General features: G+C 62.2%; 24 protein-coding genes. 6 read left to right on the forward strand and 18 right to left on the reverse strand.

Annotated features, from left to right (window positions below):
* Positions 1 to 4 precede the first annotated feature (4 nt).
* Positions 5 to 871, reverse strand: coding sequence for a tRNA 2-thiocytidine(32) synthetase TtcA (ttcA, locus tag VE26_RS08520; protein WP_046104555.1), 867 nt, complete (start codon positions 869 to 871; stop codon positions 5 to 7).
* Between the two features lie 170 nt (positions 872 to 1,041).
* Here ttcA and sbmA point away from each other — a divergent pair, with 170 nt between their 5' ends.
* Together sbmA and VE26_RS08530 are read left to right on the forward strand one after the other, a co-directional pair.
* Positions 1,042 to 2,340: a peptide antibiotic transporter SbmA gene (sbmA, locus tag VE26_RS08525; RefSeq protein ID WP_084620143.1), complete on the forward strand. Its 1,299-nt coding sequence runs from the start codon at positions 1,042 to 1,044 to the stop codon at positions 2,338 to 2,340.
* Complete coding sequence (locus VE26_RS08530; RefSeq protein ID WP_342018406.1) at positions 2,337 to 2,801, forward strand: VOC family protein; 465 nt, start codon at positions 2,337 to 2,339, stop codon at positions 2,799 to 2,801. Before sbmA ends, VE26_RS08530 begins: the two co-directional genes overlap by 4 nt.
* A 55-nt stretch (positions 2,802 to 2,856) precedes the next feature.
* Here the strand turns inward: VE26_RS08530 and rpsD are convergent, their stop codons facing one another.
* From rpsD to VE26_RS08555, 5 genes are all read right to left on the reverse strand, one after another.
* Positions 2,857 to 3,474, reverse strand: coding sequence for a 30S ribosomal protein S4 (rpsD, locus tag VE26_RS08535; RefSeq protein WP_046104557.1), 618 nt, complete (start codon positions 3,472 to 3,474; stop codon positions 2,857 to 2,859).
* Positions 3,475 to 3,651: 177 nt separating this feature from the next.
* Positions 3,652 to 4,887 carry an MFS transporter gene (locus VE26_RS08540; protein ID WP_046104558.1) on the reverse strand — a complete coding sequence of 412 codons (1,236 nt, stop codon included), beginning with the start codon at positions 4,885 to 4,887 and terminating at the stop codon, positions 3,652 to 3,654.
* A gap of 84 nt (positions 4,888 to 4,971) precedes the next feature.
* Positions 4,972 to 5,769 carry an RNA methyltransferase gene (locus VE26_RS08545; RefSeq protein ID WP_046105175.1) on the reverse strand — a complete coding sequence of 266 codons (798 nt, stop codon included), beginning with the start codon at positions 5,767 to 5,769 and terminating at the stop codon, positions 4,972 to 4,974.
* 148 nt (positions 5,770 to 5,917) lie between these two features.
* Complete coding sequence (locus VE26_RS08550; protein WP_046104559.1) at positions 5,918 to 6,514, reverse strand: GNAT family N-acetyltransferase; 597 nt, start codon at positions 6,512 to 6,514, stop codon at positions 5,918 to 5,920.
* A gap of 105 nt (positions 6,515 to 6,619) precedes the next feature.
* Positions 6,620 to 7,207 carry a GNAT family N-acetyltransferase gene (locus VE26_RS08555; RefSeq protein ID WP_046105176.1) on the reverse strand — a complete coding sequence of 196 codons (588 nt, stop codon included), beginning with the start codon at positions 7,205 to 7,207 and terminating at the stop codon, positions 6,620 to 6,622.
* 95 nt (positions 7,208 to 7,302) lie between these two features.
* On the opposite strand from VE26_RS08555, the gene VE26_RS08560 reads away from it, so the two are divergent.
* From VE26_RS08560 to VE26_RS08575, 4 genes are all read left to right on the forward strand, one after another.
* Complete coding sequence (locus tag VE26_RS08560) at positions 7,303 to 7,740, forward strand: GFA family protein (RefSeq protein WP_052715765.1); 438 nt, start codon at positions 7,303 to 7,305, stop codon at positions 7,738 to 7,740.
* Positions 7,737 to 8,072, forward strand: coding sequence for a TfoX/Sxy family protein (locus VE26_RS08565; protein WP_200897218.1), 336 nt, complete (start codon positions 7,737 to 7,739; stop codon positions 8,070 to 8,072). The genes VE26_RS08560 and VE26_RS08565 overlap by 4 nt, the downstream gene beginning before the upstream one ends.
* A 129-nt stretch (positions 8,073 to 8,201) precedes the next feature.
* On the forward strand, positions 8,202 to 9,413 hold the full coding sequence (locus tag VE26_RS08570) for an NADP-dependent isocitrate dehydrogenase (RefSeq protein WP_046104561.1): 1,212 nt from the start codon (positions 8,202 to 8,204) through the stop codon (positions 9,411 to 9,413).
* Positions 9,414 to 9,550: 137 nt separating this feature from the next.
* A complete protein-coding gene (locus VE26_RS08575; RefSeq protein ID WP_046104562.1) occupies positions 9,551 to 10,435 on the forward strand; it encodes a DMT family transporter in 885 nt (294 codons plus the stop codon).
* A 56-nt stretch (positions 10,436 to 10,491) separates the two neighbouring features.
* Here VE26_RS08575 and alaS read toward each other — a convergent pair whose 3' ends face one another.
* The 12 genes from alaS to VE26_RS08635 all read right to left on the reverse strand — a co-directional run bounded on the left by alaS (position 10,492) and on the right by VE26_RS08635 (position 24,632).
* The gene (gene alaS, locus VE26_RS08580) at positions 10,492 to 13,131 is read right to left on the reverse strand and encodes an alanine--tRNA ligase (protein WP_046104563.1); all 2,640 of its coding nucleotides are present in this window, start codon (positions 13,129 to 13,131) and stop codon (positions 10,492 to 10,494) included.
* A 210-nt stretch (positions 13,132 to 13,341) separates the two neighbouring features.
* The gene (locus VE26_RS08585) at positions 13,342 to 13,572 is read right to left on the reverse strand and encodes a DUF378 domain-containing protein (RefSeq protein WP_046104564.1); all 231 of its coding nucleotides are present in this window, start codon (positions 13,570 to 13,572) and stop codon (positions 13,342 to 13,344) included.
* Between the two features lie 143 nt (positions 13,573 to 13,715).
* Complete coding sequence (recA, locus tag VE26_RS08590) at positions 13,716 to 14,789, reverse strand: recombinase RecA (RefSeq protein ID WP_046104565.1); 1,074 nt, start codon at positions 14,787 to 14,789, stop codon at positions 13,716 to 13,718.
* 203 nt (positions 14,790 to 14,992) lie between these two features.
* The gene (locus VE26_RS08595) at positions 14,993 to 16,486 is read right to left on the reverse strand and encodes a tripartite tricarboxylate transporter permease (RefSeq protein ID WP_046104566.1); all 1,494 of its coding nucleotides are present in this window, start codon (positions 16,484 to 16,486) and stop codon (positions 14,993 to 14,995) included.
* Positions 16,486 to 16,953 (reverse strand): tripartite tricarboxylate transporter TctB family protein, encoded by a 468-nt coding sequence (locus VE26_RS17105; protein WP_084620146.1) that lies wholly within the window; start codon positions 16,951 to 16,953, stop codon positions 16,486 to 16,488. Before VE26_RS17105 ends, VE26_RS08595 begins: the two co-directional genes overlap by 1 nt.
* Positions 16,954 to 17,061: 108 nt before the next feature.
* Positions 17,062 to 18,030, reverse strand: a complete 969-nt coding sequence (locus tag VE26_RS08605) for a Bug family tripartite tricarboxylate transporter substrate binding protein (protein WP_046104567.1) — start codon at positions 18,028 to 18,030, stop codon at positions 17,062 to 17,064.
* Between the two features lie 71 nt (positions 18,031 to 18,101).
* Positions 18,102 to 18,986: a dihydrodipicolinate synthase family protein gene (locus VE26_RS08610; protein ID WP_046104568.1), complete on the reverse strand. Its 885-nt coding sequence runs from the start codon at positions 18,984 to 18,986 to the stop codon at positions 18,102 to 18,104.
* A 72-nt stretch (positions 18,987 to 19,058) separates the two neighbouring features.
* Complete coding sequence (locus VE26_RS08615; RefSeq protein WP_052715767.1) at positions 19,059 to 19,871, reverse strand: IclR family transcriptional regulator; 813 nt, start codon at positions 19,869 to 19,871, stop codon at positions 19,059 to 19,061.
* A gap of 2 nt (positions 19,872 to 19,873) precedes the next feature.
* Positions 19,874 to 20,479, reverse strand: a complete 606-nt coding sequence (locus VE26_RS08620) for a dihydroxyacetone kinase subunit L (protein WP_046104569.1) — start codon at positions 20,477 to 20,479, stop codon at positions 19,874 to 19,876.
* Positions 20,480 to 20,481: 2 nt separating this feature from the next.
* Positions 20,482 to 21,477: a dihydroxyacetone kinase subunit DhaK gene (locus VE26_RS08625; protein ID WP_046104570.1), complete on the reverse strand. Its 996-nt coding sequence runs from the start codon at positions 21,475 to 21,477 to the stop codon at positions 20,482 to 20,484.
* A gap of 152 nt (positions 21,478 to 21,629) precedes the next feature.
* On the reverse strand, positions 21,630 to 22,616 hold the full coding sequence (locus tag VE26_RS08630) for an ABC transporter permease (protein ID WP_046104571.1): 987 nt from the start codon (positions 22,614 to 22,616) through the stop codon (positions 21,630 to 21,632).
* Positions 22,617 to 22,682: 66 nt separating this feature from the next.
* A complete protein-coding gene (locus VE26_RS08635; protein WP_152658768.1) occupies positions 22,683 to 24,632 on the reverse strand; it encodes an ABC transporter substrate-binding protein in 1,950 nt (649 codons plus the stop codon).
* Between the last annotated feature and the right edge of the window lie 31 nt (positions 24,633 to 24,663).

The following is a 24,663-nucleotide window of genomic DNA, read 5'->3' on the forward strand; positions in this document are numbered from 1 at the left end:
GCGATCAGTCCTTTTTCTGAGGGGCGAGGCCTGCGAAGTCGAACAGGCGCGGGTCAAGCATATGACTGGGATTGATATTGCCCAGGGCGCGGATCATCACATCCTTGCGCCCGGGCATGGCTTTTTCCATGTCTGTGAGCATGGCTTTGGTGACGTTGCGCTGCAAGCCGTCCTGGCTGCCGCACAGATCGCAGGGGATAATCGGGAACGCCATGGCGTCCGAGAACCGCTGCAGATCCTCCTCGGCGCAATAGATCAGCGGGCGAAGCACTTCGAGATCGCCTTCATCATTGACCAGCTTGGGCGGCATGGCGGCAAGCTTGCCACCATGGAAGAGGTTCATGAAGAAGGTTTCGAGGCTGTCGTCCCGATGATGACCGAGCAGCAGAGCCGTGCAGCCCTCTTCGCGCGCAATGCGATAGAGATTGCCGCGGCGCAGGCGCGAGCAGAGCGAGCAATAGGTGGCGCCCGCCAGCAATTTGTCGGTAACGATGGAATAGGTGTCCTGATACTCGATGCGATGCGCGATGCCGAGACCTGTGAGGAATTCAGGCAGGATGTGCTTGGGAAAATTGGGCTGGCCCTGATCCAGATTGCAGGCGAGCAAGTCAACCGGCAGCAGGCCGCGCCACTTAAGATCGAGCAGGATGGCGAGCAGGCCATAGCTGTCCTTGCCGCCCGAAAGGGCAATCAGCCACTTGTCGCCCGGCCGCACCATGGCGAATTTGTCGAGCGCCTCGCGCACATTGCGGATGAGCCGCTTGCGCAGCTTGTTGAATTCCACCGATCGCGGCGCGTGAGCAAAGATCGGATGCGCGCCAGCAACGTCGGCATCGTCCTGCGTAGCGGGGGCATCCATCACCGCGCTCATGGCAACTCTCTCAAAATATTGGTTCGCCACGCTGATACAGCCGATATGGGGCGATGGGAAGTCAAAGCGGCGTTGGAGAACCTTACCAAGGTTTAACTTCCCGAACTTGTTTTAATCACGTTGCCCCAGTTAGATGGTGCTGTCTCAACGGCACCCTCTGGAGTCTCACGGTGTTTCGCTCCTTTTTCCCCCAGCCTCGACTGTTCTTCACCTCCGCACTCGCCTGGACCATCCTGGCGATGGCCCTCTGGTATGGCTTCGGCCAGCGATTGCAGAGTGTGTTCAATATCGCCCCACTGATCGGTGCGCCGCCGGCCGGTGCCGAAGGCGAGCCTTTCTTCAATGCCGACCGCGTCTGGCTCTACCAATATATCCTGATGGCCGGATACCTGTTCTGCGTACCCTGGTATTTTCTCAACACCAACAAGCGCTGGTATTGGTGGTCGGTGGTGGGCACCGTGACCATCATCGAGGTCGTCTATTTCGACGTGCAGATCGGCGCGTGGATGAACGACTGGTATGGCGAATTCTTCAACCTGATCCAGGGTGCGCTGCAATCGCCGGGCTCCGTGCCGATCGAGCGGTTCTGGTCCGAGCTGAGCACGGTGCTCTACGTGCTATTGCCGCGTATCGCCGTTCTCGTGCTGAACGCCTTCTTCATCGCGCATTACCTGTTCCGCTGGCGCCGGGCGATGACGTTCTTCTACCAGACCCACTGGCAGCGTCTGCGCCATATCGAAGGCGCGTCCCAGCGTATCCAGGAAGATGCGCAGCGTTTCTCCAATATCGTCGAGGGTCTTGCCGTATCGCTGGTCGGCTCGATCATGACCCTGCTCGTGTTCCTGCCCCTGCTCTGGGAGCTGTCGCAGAACATTACCGAGCTGCCCATAGTCGGCCCGGTCAATGGCAGCCTTGTCTGGGTCGCGCTCATGTCGGCCATCTTCGGCACGGTGCTGCTGGGCCTGGTGGGTATCCGCCTGCCCGGCCTCGAATTCCAGAACCAGCGGGTGGAGGCCGCCTTCCGAAAGGAGCTGGTCTATGGCGAAGACGAAAAGGACCGGGCCGATCCGCCCACGATCCGGGAGCTGTTCCTGGGCGTCCAGCACAATTACTTCCGGCTCTACGGGCACTATCTCTATTTCAACGTCGCCCGCTACCTCTATCTCCAGGGCGCCAATTTCGTACCGCTGATCGCCATGGCGCCCTCCATCGTGGCAGGGACCATGACGCTGGGCCTGTTCCAGCAAGTCAGCAATGCCTTTGGCCAAGTGGAGGATTCCTTCCGGTTCCTCGCCAATTCCTGGACCACGATCATCTCGCTGATCTCGGTCTATAAGCGCTTGCGGGCCTTCGAGGCCAATATTCCCGAGGATGCGATCTCGGGGGTCGACTACGACGATCCGCGCTTCCTCGTGTTCTCGGAACCCAAGACCAGCGACGCCATACCCGAGCAGCCGGCACAGTTCTGACCGGGGCGCAGCGCCGCGTCGAACAGGATGACGAAGAAGGGCCGCCCATGGGCGGCCTTTTTGCTGCAATGGAACGACCGGACACCAATGCGGCTTGTGTCCCGGAGAGGAGACTTGCAATGTCCATAAAGGCCATCTTTGCCAATATCAGCTGCTCACACCTTGAAACGAGCATCCCCTGGTACGAGACCATCCTGGCCCGCTCGCCCGACGCCAATCCCATGAAGGGATTGGTAGAATGGCATTTCGCTGGGGCTGGCCTGCAAGTGTTCGAGGGTCCGGACAAGGCCGGCCATGGCACGCTGACCCTCATTGTGGACGATGTGCGAGCCGAGCATGAGCGGCTGACACAAGCGGGGTTTGAACCCGGCACGGTGCAGGAGGCCGATTACACCACCATCGTGCAGCTGCGCGATCCGGACGGAAACCTTGTCGTGCTGGCTCAGCCCGGCAAGGCATAGAAAAAGGGCCGCCCCGAGGAGCGGCCCTTTCGATTCTGTCTCGGTCGGTTCGCGATTAACGCGAGTAGAATTCGACGACCAGGTTCGGTTCCATCTGGACCGGATAGGGCACGTCCGACAGAGCCGGGACGCGCACATAGGTGGCGGTCTGCTTGCCGTGATCGACGTCCAGGTAGTCGGGGATGTCACGCTCGGCCAGCTGGTTGGCCTCGAGCACCACGGTCAGCTGCTTGGAGCGATCGCGGATCTCGATCTTGTCGCCGATCTTGACCTGGTAGGACGGAATGTTGACGCGCTTGCCGTTGACCAGGATGTGGCCATGGGACACGAACTGACGGGCAGCGAACACGGTCGGCACGAACTTGGCGCGGTAGACGATGGCGTCCAGGCGCGATTCGAGCAGGCCGATCAGGTTTTCACCGGTGTCGCCCTTGCGGCGGCTGGCTTCGTCGTAAAGACGGCGGAAGCCCTTTTCGGTGATCGAGCCGTAATAGCCCTTGAGCTTCTGCTTGGCGCGCAGCTGCAGACCGTAGTCCGAGAGCTTGCCCTTGCGGCGCTGACCATGCTGGCCGGGGCCATAGGCACGGGCGTTGAGCGGGGACTTGGGACGGCCCCAGATGTTTTCGCCAAGGCGGCGGTCAATCTTGTACTTTACGGAATGACGCTTCGACATCGCGTATCCTTTTTCAAACGTTGAATGGATCGCGCCCTCCTCTGCCCTGCCTTGCGACAGGACCGACAGACTCCCAACAGAGAATCCCGGGTGCGCCTATGGGCCCGAAGGCCGGAATAGGTGGGCGCGTCTTAGAGGGGCAGAGGGGGCGAGTCAAGTGCTGCCCCCGCCGATCCCCTAGGCCATGCGCTTGTCGAGGCTGCGCTGGTCGCGCAATTGCGGGAAGAGCCCGGCCCAGGCCACGGCTATCACGACCGCCCCTATGCCGCCCATCACCGCAGCGGGTACCGGGCCGAAAAGGTGGGCCACTGTCCCGGCGCGGAAATCGCCCAATTCGTTGGACGCGCCGATGAAGACGGAATTGACCGCATTGACGCGTCCGCGCACCGCCTCGGGCGTCCAGAGCTGCATGATGGTTTCGCGGATGGTCACGCTGACCATGTCGGCCGCACCGACCAGCGCCAGCGCGGCCATGGAGAGCCATACATTGGTGGAAAGGCCGAAGACGATGGTGAAGACACCGAACAGACCCACGAAGACGAACAAGAGTTTGCCCGCATGGTCGCGCACCGGATGGCGCATGAGCCAGAGGGCCATGACCAGCGCCCCGATGCCCGGCGCAGCGCGCAGCAGGCCCAGCTCCTCGGGGCCGGCCTGGAGAATATCCTTGGCATAGATGGGCATGAGCGCCACGGCACCACCGGCCATGACGGCGAACATGTCGAGCGACATGGCGCCCAATACCACGCGATTGGAAAAGATATAGCGGAACCCGCCGAGCAGGGTTTCGAGGCTCTTGGCCTGCGTGTCGCGAATCTGCGCCGGGCGGGGAATGAGCGAGACCATGAGCACGGCGAAAAGGATCAGCGCGGCCGCGGTGCCGAAGGCGATTTCGGGCGAGAGGCCATAAAGCAGCCCACCGGCCGCCGGGCCCATGATCGAAGCGAATTGCCAAGCCGAGGCATTGGCGGTGATGGCATTGGCCAGCGCCTGGGGCGGCACGATATTGGGCGCGAGCGATTGCGCTGCCGGCCCCCAGAACGCCCGTGCCGTACCCAGAAGGAACAGAATGGCGAAGATGGGCCAGATCTGGTCGGCATCGGCATTGGCGAGGAGGAAGAAGCCAATTGCACAGGCGGCTTCGACCAAAAGACAGATGCGCATGATGCCACGGCGGCTGAAGCGGTCGGCGGTGAGCCCGGTGACCAGGATCAGCAGCAGAGCCGGCGCAAAGAGACACAGCCCCACGACGCCGAGCAGGAAAGCATTGCCGGTGACGTCATAAACCTGCCAGGCCACGGACACCGCCATGATCTGCACCGCGAAGCTGACGAAGAGCGTCGTCAGCCAGAAAAAGCGGAAACCGCGATAATGGAAGGCGTATTTTGACGGTTCGGCTGCGGGCGTGCTCATGGATCAGCCATCGCATTTCGGCGATGATCGGTCAAAGTCGGAAACCGGGCAAACCGTTCGGTGACGCAGAAAGGCGGACGGGGTTTATTCCTCGACCTTTTTCTGCCGATTGGGATTGGGCCGCTCGTGGCGCCGGTCGATCGAGGAAATCACCCCGCGCAGCGTGCGGATTTCCTGGCTGGTGAACCGGCCACGGGTCAATGCGGTCCGCAGATTGTTGACCATGCTCGGCCGCTTGTCGGGCGTCGTGAAAAAGCCGGTCTGATCGAGCACGCCTTCGAGATGCTCGAACAGCCCCACCAGTTCCGTGCGCGGCGCCGCCTCGTCGAGCCCGTCGGAAAACGGCAGCGCCCTACCCTCTGCGCTGGTGCGCCGCCATTCATAGGACATGAGCAGCACGGCCTGGGCAATATTGAGCGAGGCAAAGGCCGGCTCCACCGGCAGAGTGACGATGGCGTCGGCCATCGCCACTTCGTCGTTCAGCAGACCCCAGCGCTCGCGCCCGAACAGCAGGCCCACGCCTTTTCCGTCGGCAATATGGGCCGCCATATTGGCGGACGCCTCTTCGGGGCCGAGCACTTCCTTCTGCATGTCGCGCGAGCGCGCAGTGGTCGCATAGACCAAAGTGAGGTCGGCCATTGCCGCTTCGAGGGTTTCAAAGACACGTACCCGGTCGAGCACATGATCCGCCCGCGACGCAGCGGCGACCGCCTTTTCATTGGGCCAGCCATCGCGCGGGCGCACGAGACGCAGGTCCCACAGACCAAAATTGGCCATGGCCCGCGCCGCCGAACCGATATTTTCACCCAGCTGCGGCTCGCACAGAATGATGGCGGGACACGCCTTGAAACTGGTTTCCTGGGAACGATCCGTGCCGGCCATGCTGCTGCCCTTCTGATGGTCAGGCGGGCAGATGCCGGGATTATACCCGATTGCGGCCCGCGCGCCTGGCCTCATACATTGCCCGGTCGGCAAGCGAAAGTATTTCGACAATCGCCGGTTCAGTCTGGTGACGGAGCCACGCCGCCCATCAGGCGACGCGATCGCGCAGGGGGAGGTCTAGAACCTTGCTGTCGCGCTTCCATTCGCGATCCAGCATGGCGAAGTGCAGTTCCTCGTCCCATTCACCCTGGAACAGAGCATGTTCGCGGTAATGGGCTTCAAGGCGCATGCCGAGCTTCTGCATCAGCTTGATCGAATGGTGGCTGCGACCGTCGCAGCGGACCATGACGCGATGCACGCGGAAATGGGAAAAGGCCAGATCCAGCATGGCGCTGATGGCCTCGGTCAGATAGCCGCGACCGCTATGGGCCGGATCGATCAGAAACCGCACTTCGCCCTGACCCGAGGTCGCATCCGACCATTTGAGGCTGACCTGACCCACAAGGGCATGATCACCTTTGCGCACCATGGCCAACGACAGGATATCGCCGGGACGATGCAACTCGACCTGCTTTCGCATGATGGCGACCGCAGCAGAAACTTCTTCGGGGTACCGGGTCGGACGGTCAACGTAGCGCTGTGCCGAAGGCAAGGTGTGATAGCGCGCCACCGCGTCACAATCGGCCCGCTCGAACGGACGCAGGACAAGGTGGCTGGTTTCGATCGGCAAGCGCAAACTAGACATGTCAGGAACTCCGGGCGGAATGGTGGAAAGCCCTGTTCCAGAAACGCCGGTCTCAGCTGGAAGTTCCTGATATGTCGCAGAAATTTTTGCTGGGGGTCCAGGCCCTTAATGGAGGCCGGAAGGCCCCGATTCCCGGCGAGAAAGCCATTCCCTGCGCAGGATGGCGTAGTAGAACTCCTCGTCCCAGCGACCTTTTGAAAACCCATGATCGCGGAAATGGGCCTCGCGCCGCATGCCAAGCCGCTCCATGAGCCGCCAGGAGGGCGTGTTGGCCGCATCGCAGCGGGCATAGACCCGGTGCAGGTCTGCCTCACCGAAGGCGAGGTCAAGCAGCCGCATCGAGGCCTCGCTGGCATAGCCCCTTCCCTGGTGGTCGGGGTGGAAAATCCACCCCATCTCGCCCTGCCGGGCTTCGACGGAACGCCAGGTCAGCGACACTTCTCCGACGAGGGCGCCATCGGCCAGGGTTTCCACGGCAAGGATGATGCGATCACCATCCGCTTCCAGCGCCAGCTGACAGGTGCGCTGCTGCACCGCCAGGGTACATTCCTCGTGACTGAGCGGCGGATCGAACAGAAAGCGGGCAACATCTGCGCGGCTGCGATAGGCAAAGACCGCGTCGACATCGCCGCGCGTAAAAGGCCGGAGCCTGAGGCGTCCGGTAACGATGGGATAGGCGGGGCGCAGGGCCATGGCATTGCCTTTCTCGCAGGGCAGTCTGGTCTGTGACGTCTGCATTGGCAAGCACGCGCCTTGCGGACGCGCTTTCGGCATGCCAGCCTTGGCCCATGAGCACGATGCCCCATCTCGATCTCAAAGCCAGCTGCGATTGCGGCGCCGTCACCCTCAGCGCGATAGGCACGGCCATCTCGATGTTTCAGTGCGCCTGCCTCAACTGCCAGAAGGTTTCGGGAAGCGGCCATTCTTCGGTCGTGCTGCTGCCCAATGACGCCGTGCGCCTTGTGGGCGCCACCAAAAGCACTGCGCGGCCAGCCGATTCCGGAGCGACCTTCACACGCCACTTCTGCCCGGAATGCGGCACCACGCTCTATGCCCAATCCTCGCGGGCACCGGCTTTCCGCATCCTGCCGGTTGGCCTGTTCGCTGGCCAGAACGACTGGTTCGCACCAAACCAGCTGATCTTCGCGCGCAGCCATTGCGCATGGGATCTGGTCGATGATGCCCTGCCCCGCCACGATGCCTATCGCCCGGACAAAAGCACATGAGCATGGCCTGCGACGCCCTCGCCGAGCGCATCCGCAGCGTGTTGCCGCCGGCCCTATTGGTGCGGGAACAAAAGATGTTCGGCGGGATCGCCTTCATGGTCGATGGCAATATGCTGGTCTGCCCGACCCGGGAGGGCCAGCTTATCGTGCGCGTGGGCAAGGACGGCATGGCCGCAGCACTCGAGCAGCCGGGCGCCGCAACGATGGACATGGCCGGACGGCGGATGAGCGGCTTCGTCGTGGTGGATGGCGACGCCCTGGAGGACGACGCGGCGCTCGAAGGCTGGCTGACAAGTGCGCTCGCCTTCGTGCGGAGCCTGCCAGCCAAATAGCTGGAAACGGCCAGACCGCCATCCGGCAAGCCCCCTTGCCGAGGCTGCCTTTGCGCTTTTTTGCAGCGATGCTATACGGGCGCTCGAACTGGCCAAAGGCCGCAGACGGATTTCAAAGGGAGTTTTTCGATGAGCAAGATCAAAGTCGCCAACCCGGTCGTGGACCTCGACGGCGATGAGATGACCCGGATCATCTGGCAGGCGATCAAGGACAAGCTCATCCATCCCTATCTCGACCTGCCGATCGAATATTACGATCTGTCGGTGGAAAGCCGCGACGCTACCAACGACCAGATCACGGTCGATGCCGCCCATGCCATTCAGAAGCACGGCGTCGGCATCAAATGCGCCACCATCACCCCCGATGAGCAGCGCGTCGAGGAATTCAAGCTCAAGAAGATGTGGAAGTCGCCCAATGGCACGATCCGCAACATCCTGGGCGGCGTGATCTTCCGCGAGCCGATCATCTGCAAGAACGTGCCGCGCCTCGTCCCCGGCTGGACCCAGCCGATCATCGTCGGCCGTCACGCTTTCGGCGACCAGTACCGCGCCACCGACTTCCTGTTCCCCGGCAAGGGCACGCTCTCGATCAAGTTCACCGGCGAAGATGGCCAGGTCATCGAGCACGAAGTCTACCAGGCCCCCGGCGCCGGCGTGGCCATGGCCATGTACAATCTCGACGATTCGATCCGCGACTTCGCCTATTCGAGCTTCAACTACGGCCTGGCCCGCGGCGTGCCGGTCTATCTCTCCACCAAGAACACCATCCTCAAGGCCTATGACGGCCGCTTCAAGGATATCTTCCAGGAGATCTACGAAGCCGAATTCAAGGAGAAGTTCGAGGAAGCCAAGATCTGGTACGAACACCGCCTGATCGACGACATGGTCGCCTCTGCTCTCAAGTGGAGCGGCGGCTATGTCTGGGCGTGCAAGAACTATGACGGCGACGTGCAGTCCGATATCGTGGCACAGGGCTTCGGCTCGCTGGGCCTGATGACCTCGGTTCTGGCCACGCCAGATGGCAAGATCGTGGAAGCCGAAGCCGCCCACGGCACCGTGACCCGCCATTATCGCCAGCACCAGCAGGGCAAGGAAACCTCGACCAATTCCACCGCCTCGATCTTTGCCTGGACCCGTGGCCTCGCCCACCGCGCCAAGCTCGACGACAACGAAGCGCTGGCAAAGTTCGCCGCCACGCTCGAAAAGGTCACCGTCGACACGATCGAAGAAGGCAAGATGACCAAGGATCTGTCCCTGCTCGTCGGTCCCGATCAGCCGTGGCTCTCGACCCTTGGCTTCCTCGACGCCATCGACCAGAACCTGCAGAAGGCCATGGCGTAAGCCTTTACTGGCTCTCGGATCAGAAAGGTGCGGAGCGATCCGCACCTTTTTTATTGCCACCCAACAAGGTGGGATGCGCGGCCCGTCTCGTATGGTAGAGCTTGGGGACTGATTCCCTCCCCCTCGCGGATCTTGCCATGCCGATCGGCGTCCTTCTTGCGTTCATCGCCTATGCCAGCTTTTCGGTGGCCGACGCCCTGATCAAGGCCACCGGCCCGGCGCTGTCCGTCTTCGAGATCGCGTTCTTCACCACGAGCTTCTCGATCATCCCCGCCATGGTGACCAAGCGCGGCGAGCGGTGGCGGGACATGTACAAGCTCAGCCACCCCTATCTGGTGCACCTGCGCTGCGCCTCGGCAATCTGCGGCACGGCGTGCGTGATGTACGCCTTCACCCATATCGCCTTCGCCGATGTCTATGCCATCGGCTTCACCACGCCGCTTTTCGTGACGCTGCTCTCGGTACTGCTCTTGCGCGAGCATGTCGCCGCCCATCGCTGGGCGCTGCTGCTGATCAGTTTCCTCGGCGTGATCCTGGTGATCCGGCCGGGCATGAAGGAGCTGGAAACCGGCCATTACATCATGATGATCGGCGCAGTTCTCGGGGCCATCACGACGACAATCCTGCGCCATGTGGCGCCGCGCGAACGGCGCACCAGCCTCGTGGGGCTGCAGGTGCTCTATTCGGGCATCTTCAACGCCATCCTGATGATCCCCACCTTCGTCGTGCCCACATTCGAGCAATTGGCCATTCTGCTCGGCATCGGCCTGCTCGGCGGCATGGGCGGTCTGCTGCTGATCCAGGCCAGCAAGCAGACGCCGGCCAACCTCATCGCGCCGGTGCAATATAGCCAGTTGATCTGGGCGATCCTGTTCGGGGCGCTGTTCTTCGGGGAATATCCCGACTGGATCGCCATTGTCGGCATGCTGATCGTCGTCGGCGCGGGCCTCGCCAACGTGCTGAGCGAGAAACGGCCGATCCGCTGGAAGCCGCGCATTTTCTTCTTCCGTATCGGCGAATAGGGCAGCAAGAAACCCCGCGCCGTCGACGCGGGGTTTTTCAGGTCACGGAAAGACGTTTAGATCAGCGCGCGGATGGCCGAAATCGCCTCGTCGGCCTTGCTGCCATCGGGGCCGCCGCCCTGGGCCATGTCGGGACGGCCACCGCCCCCCTGTCCGCCCAGAGCCGCCGTTGCCGACTTGATCAGCGTACCGGCGGCATAAGTGCCGGTCAGGTCCTCGGTGACGCCAATGGCCACCGTGCCCTTGCCGTCTTCGCCCTTGAGAACGATCACCACAACGCCCGAGCCGATGCGCTTCTTTTCAGCATCGACCACCGACTTGATATCCTTGGCTGCAACGCCCTCGACGACGCGGCCGACAAAGGTGACGCCATTGACCGTCTCGGATGCGGCGCCGGCCCCATTGTCGCCGCCCAGGGCCAGCTTCTGGCGGGCATCGGAGAGTGCCTTTTCAGCGCTCTTAAGCTGGCTCTGCAGCGCCTCGATGCGCTCCAGCACCTCATGGGTGCCCGACCGGAGAATGCCGGCGGCCGACGCCACGATATTGGTGCTGGCATTGCCGCGGTGACGCGCAGCATTGCCCGTCAGCGCCTCAATGCGCCGCACCCCCGCCGCGACCGCGCCTTCGGCGACCACCGAAACCAGGCCGATATCGCCGGTGCGGCGCACATGGGTGCCGCCACACAATTCCACTGACCAGCCGAGGCCGTTGCCGGTGGGCTCGCCCATGGACACGACGCGCACCTCGTCACCGTACTTCTCGCCGAACAGGGCGCGGGCACCGGATTCCTTGGCTTCCTCGACGCCCATCAGGCGCGTCTCAACCGTGGTGTTCTGCAGGATGATGGCATTGGCGATATCCTCCACCTCGGCCATTTCCTGGGGGCTCATCGGCTTGGTGTGCACGAAGTCGAAGCGCAGGCGATCTGCCGAGACCAGCGAACCCTTCTGCGCGACGTGGTCACCCAGCACCAGGCGGAGCGCTTCATGCAGCAGGTGGGTCGCGGAGTGATTGGCACGGATGGCCGAGCGGCGCTGGTGGTCGACGACCAGCTCCACCGGCTGGCCGACCTTGAGCGCACCTTCCCGGACCGAGACGCGATGGGCGAACACGCCCTGATACTTGTTGGTATCGGTCACTTCGGCGACGACGCCCTCGGCCTTGATGAGGCCGGTATCTCCGACCTGACCGCCGCTTTCGCCATAGAAGGGCGTCTGGTTGACGACGACGACGCCATCCTGGCCGGATGCGAGCGTGTCGACTTCCTTGCCATCGACGAGCAGCGCCTTGATTTCGCCCTCGGCGGTTTCGGTTTCATAGCCCAGGAATTCGGTGGGCCCGAGCTTGTCCGCCAGGCCGAACCACACGGTGTCCGTGCCCGCTTCGCCCGAACCGGCCCAATTCTTGCGCGCCTCGGCCTTCTGCTGGGCCATGGCGGCATCGAAGCCGACCTGATCGACAGCAATGTTACGCGAGCGAAGCGCATCCTGGGTCAGGTCGAGCGGGAAGCCATAAGTATCGTAGAGCTTGAAGGCGGTGGCGCCATCCAGCGTCGCGCCTTCGCCAAGGTCGGCGGTTTCGGCTTCGAGAATCTGCAGACCGCGGCCCAGCGTCTTGAGGAACCGGCCCTCCTCGAGGCGCACCGTCTCGGTGATCATGGCCTCGCCCCGGCTCAGCTCGGGATAGGCCTGGCCCATTTCGCGCACCAGCGTCGGCACCAGCTTGTAGATGGTCGGCTCACTTGCACCGAGCAGGGTCGCATGGCGCATGGCGCGGCGCATGATGCGGCGCAGGACATAGCCGCGCCCTTCGTTGGAGGGCAGCACGCCTTCGGCGATCAGGAAGCTCATGGACCGCAGATGATCGGCAATGACGCGCAGGCTGCGATTGCCCGGGCCGTTGACATCGGCATTGGTGGCATTGGCCGCCGCGCCGATCAGCGCCTTGAACAGGTCGATATCGTAATTGTCGTGCACACCCTGCATGACGGCGGCGATACGCTCGAGCCCCATGCCGGTATCGATGGAGGGACGCGGCAGACCGGTGCGCGACCCATCGGCGTGCTGCTCGAACTGCATGAAGACCAGATTCCAGATCTCGATCCAGCGGTCGCCGTCCTCGTCGGGCGAGCCCGGAGGGCCACCCCAGACCTTATCGCCGTGATCGTAGAAGATTTCCGAGCACGGACCGCAGGGCCCGGTATCGCCCATCTGCCAGAAATTGGACTTGGCGCCCAGGCGCACGATGCGATCCTCGGAAAGGCCGGCAATCTTTTTCCAGAGCTCCATGGCCTCGTCATCGTCCTCGTAGACGGTGACCATGAGCTTTTCCCTGGGCAGGCCCCAATCCTTGGTGAGAAGGGTCCAGGCCAGTTCGATGGCGCGATCCTTGAAATAGTCGCCGAACGAGAAATTGCCGAGCATCTCGAAGAAAGTATGATGCCGTGCGGTGAAGCCGACATTGTCGAGATCGTTGTGCTTGCCGCCTGCCCGCACGCATTTCTGCGCCGTGGTGGCGGTCGAATAGGGGCGCTTTTCGACGCCCGTAAACACGTTCTTGAACTGCACCATGCCCGCATTGGTGAACATCAGCGTCGGGTCGTTGCGCGGCACGAGCGGGCTCGACGCTACGGCCTCATGGCCATTGCGCGCGAAGTAACCGGTAAAGCTCGAGCGAAGATCGTTTACGCTGGTCATGCAGAGGCTTTCATGGCGAGCGGGCGCGAGCGCGCCCGTTAGGAAAAACGCGGCTTTTTATCGTGCCCATGGGCGACATGTCCAGCATTGTGGCCGGACCAAGACCCGCCGCGTGGCGCTTTTTTCCGTGAGCCCCGCCACGCACTGCTCAAAAGAAAGCTCCCGGTCACGAGGGACCGGGAGCCAAAGCAGCGCAGAGGCTTGATCGTGCTAGTGACGGCGGCCCTGTGCCGCGGTCTCTCCATCAGAGAAAGACCGCATGAGCGGCACCAGCTGCCACACGGCCGATGCACCCACCAGCACATAGACAATACGCGCCAGCGCCGCATCCTGGCCGCCAAAGAGCGCCGCGACCAGATCGAACTGGAACAGACCGACCAGGCCCCAATTGAGCCCGCCCACGATAATAAGGATGAGAGTGATGATATTGAGCGCGCGCATGCCCTTCTCCGGGATGAGGTGACTGCGGGCTCAATCCTCCCAGGACGGCGCCGTTCCGGCCTTGACCCAGGTTAGGTCCAGAAGCTGGAACAAAAAAGGCCCCCGACGAGCGGGGGCCAAGACATGCATGGGACAGTCGGAGGTTATTCGTCGCTGGAGCTGTCGTCTTCCCCACCGGCGACCAGCAGCACCTCGCCCAGAAGACCGGAGCTTTCGCGTACGCCATGCTCGATAGTGGCCGCGATCTCGGGATTGTCCTTGAGAAACTGGCGGGAATTTTCGCGCCCCTGCCCCAATCGCTGGCTTTCCCAGGAGAACCATGCGCCGGACTTTTCGACGATGCCCGACTTGACGCCCAGGTCCAGCAATTCGCCGGTCTTGGAAATGCCTTCGCCATACATGATGTCGAACTCGACCTGACGGAACGGGGGTGCAAGCTTGTTCTTGACCACCTTGACGCGCGTCTGGTTGCCGACAATCTCCTCGCGGTCCTTGAGGGCGCCGATGCGACGGATATCGAGACGAACCGAGGCATAGAACTTGAGAGCGTTGCCGCCCGTGGTGGTTTCGGGCGAGCCGTACATCACACCGATCTTCATGCGGATCTGGTTGATGAAGATGACGAGACACTTCGACTTGGAAATCGAGGAGGTCAGCTTGCGCATGGCCTGGCTCATAAGGCGCGCTTGCTGGCCGGGAAGGCTGTCGCCCATTTCGCCTTCAAGTTCGGCGCGCGGCGTCAGCGCCGCAACCGAATCGACCACCAGCACGTCGATGGCGCCGGAGCGCACGAGCGTATCGGTGATCTCGAGGGCCTGCTCGCCGGCATCGGGCTGAGAGATCAGCAGGTCATCGACGTTGACGCCGAGCTTGCGTGCATAGATCGGGTCGAGGGCATGTTCGGCGTCCACGAAGGCGCAGATGCCGCCCTTGCGCTGGGCTTCGGCGATCACGTGCAAAGCGAGCGTGGTCTTGCCCGAACTTTCCGGCCCGAAGATTTCGACGATACGACCCTTGGGCAGACCACCAATGCCCAGAGCGATATCGAGACCCAGCGACCCGGTCGAGATCGATTCCACCTCGATCGAGGAGGCTTCGCCCAGGCGCATGATAGAGCCCTTGCCGAAATTCCGCTCGATCTGGCTCAGCGCTGCTGCCAGCGCCTTGTCCTTGTCCATCGATCCACCCTCTACAACGCGAAGCGGCGAAGCTGCCATAATGCTGTCTCCTTATTTCACGCTCTCGATGGTGACGCAACGAGAGGGACAATTGGCCTGTGTGTACTTTCCGTGCCTCATTTGTTCTCATTTTGTTTCCATGGCGTCAAGAGACAAAATGAGAACGTCTATGTCCCCAAACGAGAAGCGGGCGCAGCGATTCTCGCTACACCCGCAAAATCCAGGTCGATCGTCAGGGCCTGTCAGCCGGTTTGATGCTGCCGCCCTTTCAGCAGGCGCCGCAGCACAGGCCAGGTCCAGATGAGGAGGGTCAGCGCGGCCAGGGCGCCGGCAATGGGACGATCGATGAAGGTCATCGGATTGCCGTTCGACTTCATCATCGACGTGAGGAAATTCTGCTCCAGCAGCGGCCCGAGCACGATGCCGAGCACGAACGGCGCCAGCGGGATGCGGTTGGCTTCCATGACAAAGCCGACCACGCCGAAAACGAGCGCCACGCCCACGGCCGTGATGGTGTTTTCCATCGCGAAGGCGCCGACGATGCAGAAGATGAAGATGATCGGCATCAGGATGTTGAGCCGCACCGACAGCATCAGCCGGCTCAGCTTGATGGCCACCCAGCCCAGTGGAATCATCAAAAGGTTGGCGAGAAAGAAGATGCCGAAGATCGCATAAACCACTGCCGGGTTGTTGAGGAAGATGGTCGGGCCCGGATTGACCCCCTTCATGAACAGCACGCCGATGATGATGGCTGCGATGGCGTCACCGGGAATGCCAAATACGAGCGATGGAATGAAGCCGCCGCTGACTGCTGCATTATTGGCGGCGCCTGCAGCGGCAAGCCCTTCCTTGGAGCCGCGGCCGAATTCCTGCGGATTGCGCGAGAAGCGCTTGGCCAGCGAATAGGAAATCCAGGCGGCGATGTCGGCGCCTGCGCCGGGCAGGATACCGAGCACGGTGCCGAGCACATTGCCCTGCGCGATCGCTCGACGCTCCTGCCAGAGGATCTTGCCCTGCCCCTCGAACACGCCCTTGATTTCGGCCTGTTCGAGCTTCATGGGCTGAACGCGCTTGGCATAGAAGCGAAAGATTTCGGCAATGGCGAAGAGACCGATCATGACCGGCACGAGCGAAAGGCCGCCGATCAGGGCGGTGCTGCCAAAGGTGAAGCGCGGCACACCGCTGACCGGATCAATGCCGATGGTTGCCACGAACAGCCCCAGAGCCAGCGAAATAACGCCGCGCGCCCGCGAGGACTGGATCATGAAGCCGGCAGTGGTGAGGCCAAGCAGGCAGAGCCAGAAATACTCATAGGAGGAAAAGCGCAACGCGACGCTGGCCAGCGGGGGCGCGAGCGTGGCGAGGACCAGCGCGCCGAACAGCCCGCCGATCGCCGAGGTCAGCAGGCAGATGCCCATGGCGATATGGGCCTGCCCCTTCTTGGTGAGGGAGAACGCGTCATTGGTATAGGCCGCCGATGCCGGGGTGCCGGGCATGCGCAGCAGGACCGACGGAATATCGCCCGAGAACATGGCCATGGCAGACGCCGTCACCATGGCGGCAATGGCGGGCACAGGCTCCATGTAGAAGGTCACGGGCACGAGCAGCGCCACGGCCATGGTTGCGGTAAGTCCTGGAAGCGCGCCCATGAAGAGGCCGAAGGCCGCGCTGGCGACCATGACCATGAGCACATAGGGGTCAAAGAGCAGCGTCAGGCCGGCGAGGATATTGTCCATCAGAGATAGCCTCCCAGAGGAGTGAGCAGGCCGAGCGGCAGCGGCACAAGCAACAGCTTGGCAAACAGGAAATAGACCACGATCGAGCCGATGATGCTGATCAGCACGGAGGGCACAAGCGCGGCGCGCCCGACCATGAGCAGGCTGAAGAGGATCGGGGGCGCGAGCAGCAGGAAGCCGATCTGCTGGCTGAAGAAGATATAGACGAGCGCGGCGACCAGGACGAAGGCCGGACGGAGGTAATTCTTGTCGCTGGGCTCTTCCTCATCCTGCGGATCGACAGGCTCGGGCTTGAAGACCACCATGGCCAGTCCGCTCAGCGCGATGACCACGCCCAATATGGTGGGAAAGAAGCCCGGCCCATAGTCGATGCGCGTCGCCGCTATCGGCGCCGGCAATTGCAGGGACAGCACCAGGATAACGAGGCCAAGGGCGGCAAACCCCAGCCCAAGCATTCTATCAGTCATGCGATTTGCTCAGCTTTGTTGCCGAAAGGGGAATGCCGACGCACCCTGTCGCCGGCATTCCATCCATAAGGCGAGCGGATTGCCGTGTTCGCAATCCCTGCTTTGCGCCTAGTTGCCGGACAATGCCTTGAGCACGGTGTCGGTCTCGCGGAAATGGTCGGCGAGGAAGGCGGTGAAGTCTTCATGATTGAGGTAGGAAATGCCGAAACCGCGATCCTGCATGCCGGTCACGAAGCGCTCCTGCTCGATGGCATCGGCGATGGCGGCTTCGATCTGGGCCACCAGCGCCGGGTCCATGCCCGCCGGGCCGGCAATGCCGCGCCAGGTGCCGCCGACATAGGACGTGCCGATGGCCTCGGCCACGGTGGGGACCTCTTCATCGATGGCGACACGCTGCTCGCTCATCACGGCGATGGTCTTGACCACGCCAGCATCCTTGAGCGCGGTGACTTCGGGCATGGAACACAGCACGATGTCGATACCGCCCGAGGCCAGTTCCTGCAGCGCCGATGCGGAGCCCTGGGCCGGGATCAGGTTGAGCTGGCTGACATCGACGCCCTCACCCAGCAGCATCGAGACGAAGGGAATGTCCCAGCTGGCATTGCAGGTGCCGCCACAGGAAATATTGAAGCCGGCGGGGTCGGCCTTGATCGCCTCGATCAGCGCGCCCAGGTCCTGATATTCGGAATCGGCCGAGACATGAATAGCCGATGGGTCGGCATTGAACTGGGCGATCGCGGTGAAGCTTTCGGGCTGGAAGTCGGCCTGACCGAGCAGCGTGAACTGGGCGATCGGCGACAGCTGGCCGAGCGTATAGCCATCGGGCGCGGCGGACGTATAGGCGGTGTAACCGACAATGCCCGAAGCCTGGGCCTGGTTGACCACCGGGAAGGGCTGGCCGAGCGCGGCTTCGAGCTCTGCAGCCAGCAGGCGGAAGGTGTAGTCCGAGCCGCCGCCGGCACCGGCCACCACGACCAGCTGCACTGGACGCTGCGGCCATTCCTGGGCCATGGCGATGGTCGAGACCGAGCCCAGAAGGGCCGAGGCGGCGAAGGCGGTTGCGAAGAGTTTGTTCAAAGGATCCTCCCTTTTGTTGACGTCTTAATCTCTGCCTCCGCCGATGGCGGAGGCAGTATTGGGTATGAGGTTCAGTGCGGAATGGCCTTAAGCGCTTCTGCGATGAGCGCCTTGCGGGCATCGTCGGGCGCCTGCATCGGTGCGCGCGGATAGGCAAAGGGCACACCCTGGAGCGACTGGGCATACTTGATGTTGGCCGGCAGATTGTCGGTCAGGATGGCGTTCCAGAAGCGCAGCAGGCCCGCATGCAGCGTCTTGGCCTCGGCATGATTGCCGGCCTTGACCAGGTCCCAAAGCTTGACCACGGCCTTGGGCGCGGCAGCGGGATTGGCAGCGATCGTGCCATGCACACCCAGCGCGAAGCTGGGATAGAGCAGCGCGTCCACCGCCGTGAAGACCAGCTTGCCTTCCGGCAGGTCGAGCAGCAGGTCGGCGGTCAGCTTGAGATCGCCGTTCGACTGCTTAACGCCGATGACGCCGGGCACTTCGTTCATGATCCGCTTCAGCAGCGCCGGCGGCAGATAGCACCACGGCACGACATTATAGATGAGGACAGGCAATCCGCTCTCTTCGGCAATGGCGCGGAAGTGATCGACCAGCGCATCATCGGAGGGACGGAACACATAATGGGGCGGGGTCACCTGCAGCGCCACCGAGCCGGCTTCGCGCGCCCGCTTGGACCGTTCGACGGCCTGGCGGGTGGAATTGATGATGATGCCGGCGATCAGCGGAACGCGACCTGCAAGAGCATCCTGAGAGGTTTCGAGCAGCTTCTGCAACTCGTCTGCGTCCAGCGTATGGCCTTCTGCCGAAGAGCCGCCGACACAGACACCATGCACGCCCGAAGAGACCATCCAGTCGATCTGGGCCTTCAACTGATCATACTGGATCTCGCCCTCGGCATTGAAGGGCGTGGTGGTGGGGGGGATGACACCGTAAAACTGAGCGGACGACATGACTTCCTCATTAACCGGACACGATGTCTGATTAATGGACATATTGTTCGCGGTCAAGCGGGTCTTTGGATCTCATTCTCCATGCAGGTCGGGATCGCCGCCCAGCCGTGTCGAGATCAGCCGGGCCTGCTGCTTCACCAGTGCGGCAAACTCGGGAATGGTCTTGTCATCGAAACGCGCCTTGTCGCCGGTGACGCTGATGGCGGCGAAAATCCTGCCGCTGGCATTCCAGATCGGCGCTGCCACGCAGCGCCGCCATTCCTCGTATTCCATGTCATCGATGGAATAGCCGCGCGCCAGCGTCTTGCGCAGTTCCTCGCGCAAGACCTCCGGCTCGGTGATGGAATGGGGGGTGAAGGCCTGGAGGCCCTGACTGATCACCCGCTCGACAACGGTCGGGCTTTGATGCGCAAGGACCGCCTTGCCCGTGGCGCTGCAATGGGCAGCGGCGCTCTCGAGGGTGATGACGTTGTTCAGACCGCGCGAATCATGACGGCTGACCATGATGATGCCGTGGCCGTCGAAGACACCCAGGTGAACCGATAGACCCGTCTTGTTGGAAAGGGTGTTGATGCTCTCTATGGCTTCGCGCTGCACGTCCATGTTGGCCAGCACGGTATTGCCCAGCTCGAACAGCTTCAGCCCGAGCCGGTAACGCTCGCGGTCTCGATCCTGCTCGAGCAGACCCAGGGTCTTGAGCGTGCTGACAAGGCGATGAACCGTGGTCCGGGGCAGGTTGATCCGCTTGGAAATCTGCAGGACGGTCAATGCCTTGTCGCTGCGCGAAAAGCATTCCAGCACGGCCATCATCTTGAAATAGGACAGCATCTGGCCAGTGGCCTCGGTCCGCGCCGTTTCCACTATGCTTTTCGGTTCTGCCGCCACGTCTATCTCCCGATTGCTTCGATCACCCTGACCATTGCAAGCATGCCCGGATCATCGAGGCCCCTAGAGGCCTCGGCGAACATGCGCGCCCGACCCATCTTATTGGGGCGATCCCTAAATTCCTCAAGAGCGGCACGCGCCGCGACCAGCGCAGCAGCGTGGATAACCGACCCCTGATCGAGCCCGGCAATGGTTTTGGCGACCGCATCCAGCGCATCGAGCACGGTCTTGTCCCCGAGGCTGGCGCCACCACGGGCCAGCATGGCGTCGCGGGCATCGCCCAGCATGGCGCCGAGTTCCGACCACGGAATTTCGCTGCGGCCCTTGGTCTGGCGCGCGGCCGTCATCAGCGCCGTGGCGATGAGCGTACCCAGGCTGGACCCTGTGGCTCCGGCCGTAGCACGGGCATAGCCGGAAAGCGTCGCCCCCACATCATCGCCATTGTCGGGCGCTGCTTCGTTGATGGCCTGAACGACGCGCGCCAGCATCCCGCCGGTATCGCCATCGCCGAGCCTGCTATCGGCTTCGTTCAGTTCACGCTCAAGACCTGGCAGGTCGGATGCGATACGGGCGACCGCGTCGCGAAGCGTTCCGCTGGTGAGGGACATGGTCAAACCTTCCAGAAAGGGCAATCAGCCGGGGCGGCCAGAAGCGATTGCAGCTCGTCATCAAGCGCGATGAGGCTGATTGAGGTGCCAGCCATTTCCATCGATGTCACGTAATTGCCGACCAACGGCTGGACGATGGTGAGGCCCGCTGCTTCAAGGCGCCGCGCCGCCTCGGCATAAAGAATGAACAATTCATCGAGCGGGGTCGCGCCCAGTCCATTGACCAGCACCGATACGCGCTTGCCCTCGACCTCCGGCAATTCCACGAGCAGCCGTTCGACCATTTCCTCGACCAGTTCGCCGGCAGGCTTGAGCTTGCCGCGCCAGATTCCAGGCTCTCCATGGATGCCCATGCCCATTTCGATTTCGTCGTTGGCAATCTGAAAATTGGGCGCTGCGGCACCGGGCACCTGGCAGGAGCTGAGGGCAACGCCGATCGTCCGGGTGTGGTCGACCGCCTTTTGCGCCAGACGCGCCACGGTGTCGAGATCATGGCCTGCCTCGGCAGCAGCGCCGGCAATCTTATAGGCGTAGATCAGCCCGGCGACGCCCCGTCGCTTTGCGGCTTCATCAGGGCCAGCGCTGGCAATGTCATCGGTGCCGAGCACCGTGCGGGTGACGATGCCTTCGTCTTCGAGCATTTCCGCCGCCATGGCGAAGTTCATCTTGTCGCCACCGTAATTTCCGAAAAGCAGCAGAACCCCGGCACCGCCATTCGCCAGTTGGATTGCATCCATGCAGGAGGCGAGGTTGGGCCCCTCAAAGACATTGCCGATCGAGCAGGTGTCGAGAAGTCCGTGACCGACATAGCCGGTGAACAGCGGCAAATGGCCCGAGCCACCGCCCGATGCAATGCCAACTTTTCCCGCCCTGGCCCCTGCTGCACGCCGCACCACGCGCTTGCTTTGGCCATCGAGGACCATGTCGGGGTGAGCAAGGACCAGCCCGTTGAGGACGTCGTCCACATAGCTACCGGGAGAATTGAGCAGTTTTTTCATCGGGAGAACATTCCACACAGACTGTCGATAGCCCGGTGTAAATGTTCATTATATGAACATCAAGTTTGAATTTCTTAGCGCGGCACAGGCCGGCGATGACCGCTCCATTGCGATTGTTTTCACCCGGGAGCTGCGATCGCCTATCCGCAATTTCACGAATAGCGGATGCGCGGGTCGAGCCAGGCCAAGAGCAGGTCGGACAGCAAAGTACCGATGACCGTCAGCGCGCTCAGCATCATGATGAAGCTGCCAGCCAAGTACATGTCCTGGCTGATCAACGCCTGCAGCAGCAATGGGCCTGTCATGGGCAGATTGAGCACAACGGCAGTGATGGTCGCGCCGGACACCAGTGTCGGCAACACCCAGCCGACAGTGGAGATGAAGGGATTAAGCGCAATCCGCACCGGATACTTGAGCAGCAGGCGGCGCTCGGACAAGCCATAGGCGCGCGCTGTCGTGACATAGGGCTTGCTCAGTTCATCGAGCAGGTTGGCGCGCAGGATACGGATCAGCGCGGCTGTGCCCGACGTGCCCAGCACGATTGTCGGGATGATGAGGTGCTGGCCAAGATCGAGGACCTTGCCCCAACTCCAGGGCGCATTCTCGTATTCGGGCGAGAACAGGCCGCCGATGCCCGTGCCGAAATAGCGGAACGAAACGTACATGAGCACGAGGGCGAAGAGAAAATTGGGAATGGCGAGGCCGAGCACGCCGATGATGGTGACGATGTAGTCGCCGACCGTGTTCTTCTTGACGGCGCTGTAGATGCCGATGGGCAGGGAAATGGCCCAGATGAAGAGGAGAGTGATGAAGGCGAGGGCGAAGGTCAGGCCCAGCCGGTTCCAGAGCAGCTCGGATACCGGGCGACGCCATTCCAGCGAATAGCCGAAATCGCCGGCAAAGATGATGGCGGAAATCCATTTCCAGTACTGGACATAGATCGGATCGTCGAGACCGTAGCGGGCGCGCATGGCGGCCATGGCTTCGGGTTCGACCGTCACGCCCTGCAGATTGAGCTGCGCCACCATGGCGGTGACGAAGTCGCCCGGGGGCAGCTGAATGATGACGAAGGTCATCACCGAAATGGCGACCAGCGTGATCAGCATGTAGAAAAAGCGGCGGGCGATGAAGGCGGCCATGTCTCAAACTCCTGCGTGACACCTCCCCCATGCCGGGGCACGGGAGAGGCAGGCGCGTTGGGGAGGTTATTCGGAGGCGTAGTAGAACTGCTCCGGATTGGCGGAGCCGGGATGGGTGTATTGCGTGCTGGCCAAGAGGACCTGCGGCACGTTCCGCATCAGCCGGTTGATGATCCCGTAATCGGTGGTCGGCTGCATGACGCCGATCGTGTAGAGCTGCTCCTTGGCGGTCTGCATGATCTGGCGCATCAGCTCGAGACGGCGGGGCACGTCGACGGTCTGGAAAATCTCGTCATAGAGCGCCATCTGCTCCTGAACCGCCTGCGGGGGCTCCTCCGGATTGGGCTGGCCGGCATACCACTGGCCCCAGGTGGTCGCGTAGAAGGCGTCCTGACTGGATGGCACATAATATTTCGGATCAAAGATCGTGTCGGCACCACCTGAAGCCGACCAGACGGCCGCATCATGGTCATTGGCCCGCACCCGCTGGTTGAGTGCGGTGGTATCGGACGTGTTGATCAGAAGATCGATGCCAACCTGGCGCCAATAGCCCTTGATCAGCTCGGCACTGTCGATCCAGGGCTGACGCAGGACCGAAATGTCCATGGTGATCTGGATCGGATTGCCGTCGGGACCGAGGCGGAAGCCTTCGCCATTCTTCTCGGTGAAGCCGGCCTCGTCGAGCATCTGGTTGGCCAGCGCGATATCGAAGGTGGTGAACTGGGTCGCCATCTCCTCGTCGAAGAGCGGAGATTCGGGGCGCTCGACGGTCTGGAACGGACGGCCCTGGCCCAGCCAGACCAGCTCGATCACTTCCTCGCGGTCGATCGCGGTGGACAGGGCCTGGCGGAACTGCAGGTTGTTGAAGATCTCGCGCTTGACCGGATCCTTGTGGGTCAGGTTGAGCGAAATGATCATCATATTGGCGCGGTTGGGCAGCACCTCGTAAAATTCGTACTGGCCGCGTTCCTGGTTGTCGAAGAACGTGCCGCGGTTTTCCGGCGTGGTGACGAAGCCGATATAGGAGTCCACCATGTCGAAGTCGCCATTGGCGGCCTTGAGCAGGGTCACCTGGTTATCCGAAATGATGTCGACGGTGACGCGATCCATATAGGGAAGCTGGTTCCCCTCGGTATCGACCTTGAAATAGTAGGGATTGCGCTGGGCGATGACCTGCGTGCCGGCGCCCTGTCCGATGCCGACTTCCACGATCCAGGGATTGAGGCGCGGCACATTGGGATTGCGCCAGGCATCGGCCATGGCGTGGAAATTGGTGACCCAGTTCTGCGCCCCCGATGCCTGCGCCTCGCTCTCGGCATTCTCGTTGAAGTCCGGATGGAACTGCTCGAGGTAATGCCGCGGATAGGCCGTCGGCACATTGGGCTCGGTGGCATTGGCCGGAATGGCGAATTGCTGGAGCAACATGCCATTGGGTTCGGGGAAGCTGAAGCGGACGGTCAGGTCATCGATCTTTTCGACCGTCAGGCCCCCGGCGCGGGTCGACCAGCGCGGCTGGGACGGAAAGAGTTCGGTATTGAGGAACACGTCCTCGTACCAGAACATGATGTCATCGGCGGTGAACGGGGCGCCATCCGACCATTTCATGCCCTCCCGCAGCTTGAAGACATAGGCGCGACCCTCGTCCTCGATCTCGATGCTCTCGGCCACGTTCGGCTTGACGTTGGGAACGATGTCTTCCTGCACCTGGTCGGGCTGCCAGGTTTCCCAGCGGGTGAGATTCTCGTAGCCGATGGTGCGGACCAAGGTGGAAATGTCGCTGGCCGAATTCATCGTCAGCCGCCATGTACCGCCATATTGGCCGACGCTCTCAAACGGCTCGACCACCATGGGATCAGCCGGCAGGCGTTCGGCGACCGGGGGCAGATTGCCGGATTCCACCTGTTCGGCGAGTACCGGGGCTTCGGAAAAATCCTGCGCCAGCGCGGTGCCGCACAGGAGCAGGGTTGCCAATGTGCCCGCAGCGAAACGCTGGAGCGGTGAACGGCTGAGAGACATGTCGTTTTCCTCCTTGGGTCGGTTGGGTGCG

Origin of the sequence: Devosia chinhatensis, from assembly GCF_000969445.1 — a bacterium.
GTDB classification, from domain to species: Bacteria; Pseudomonadota; Alphaproteobacteria; order Rhizobiales; family Devosiaceae; genus Devosia; species Devosia chinhatensis.

Bases quoted from the DNA above. Each gene is read 5' to 3' on its own strand.
- ttcA (WP_046104555.1), bottom strand. From the start codon at position 871: ATGAGCGCGGTGATGGATGCCCCCGCTACGCAGGACGATGCCGACGTT.
- rpsD (WP_046104557.1), bottom strand. From the start codon at position 3,474: ATGTCGAAGCGTCATTCCGTAAAGTACAAGATTGACCGCCGCCTTGGC.
- VE26_RS08540 (WP_046104558.1), bottom strand. From the start codon at position 4,887: ATGAGCACGCCCGCAGCCGAACCGTCAAAATACGCCTTCCATTATCGC.
- VE26_RS08545 (WP_046105175.1), bottom strand. From the start codon at position 5,769: ATGGCCGGCACGGATCGTTCCCAGGAAACCAGTTTCAAGGCGTGTCCC.
- VE26_RS08550 (WP_046104559.1), bottom strand. From the start codon at position 6,514: ATGTCTAGTTTGCGCTTGCCGATCGAAACCAGCCACCTTGTCCTGCGT.
- VE26_RS08555 (WP_046105176.1), bottom strand. From the start codon at position 7,207: ATGGCCCTGCGCCCCGCCTATCCCATCGTTACCGGACGCCTCAGGCTC.
- VE26_RS08560 (WP_052715765.1), top strand. From the start codon at position 7,303: ATGAGCACGATGCCCCATCTCGATCTCAAAGCCAGCTGCGATTGCGGC.
- VE26_RS08565 (WP_200897218.1), top strand. From the start codon at position 7,737: ATGAGCATGGCCTGCGACGCCCTCGCCGAGCGCATCCGCAGCGTGTTG.
- VE26_RS08570 (WP_046104561.1), top strand. From the start codon at position 8,202: ATGAGCAAGATCAAAGTCGCCAACCCGGTCGTGGACCTCGACGGCGAT.
- VE26_RS08575 (WP_046104562.1), top strand. From the start codon at position 9,551: ATGCCGATCGGCGTCCTTCTTGCGTTCATCGCCTATGCCAGCTTTTCG.
- alaS (WP_046104563.1), bottom strand. From the start codon at position 13,131: ATGACCAGCGTAAACGATCTTCGCTCGAGCTTTACCGGTTACTTCGCG.
- VE26_RS08585 (WP_046104564.1), bottom strand. From the start codon at position 13,572: ATGCGCGCGCTCAATATCATCACTCTCATCCTTATTATCGTGGGCGGG.
- recA (WP_046104565.1), bottom strand. From the start codon at position 14,789: ATGGCAGCTTCGCCGCTTCGCGTTGTAGAGGGTGGATCGATGGACAAG.
- VE26_RS08595 (WP_046104566.1), bottom strand. From the start codon at position 16,486: ATGGACAATATCCTCGCCGGCCTGACGCTGCTCTTTGACCCCTATGTG.
- VE26_RS17105 (WP_084620146.1), bottom strand. From the start codon at position 16,953: ATGACTGATAGAATGCTTGGGCTGGGGTTTGCCGCCCTTGGCCTCGTT.
- VE26_RS08610 (WP_046104568.1), bottom strand. From the start codon at position 18,986: ATGTCGTCCGCTCAGTTTTACGGTGTCATCCCCCCCACCACCACGCCC.
- VE26_RS08620 (WP_046104569.1), bottom strand. From the start codon at position 20,479: ATGTCCCTCACCAGCGGAACGCTTCGCGACGCGGTCGCCCGTATCGCA.
- VE26_RS08625 (WP_046104570.1), bottom strand. From the start codon at position 21,477: ATGAAAAAACTGCTCAATTCTCCCGGTAGCTATGTGGACGACGTCCTC.
- VE26_RS08630 (WP_046104571.1), bottom strand. From the start codon at position 22,616: ATGGCCGCCTTCATCGCCCGCCGCTTTTTCTACATGCTGATCACGCTG.
- VE26_RS08635 (WP_152658768.1), bottom strand. From the start codon at position 24,632: ATGTCTCTCAGCCGTTCACCGCTCCAGCGTTTCGCTGCGGGCACATTG.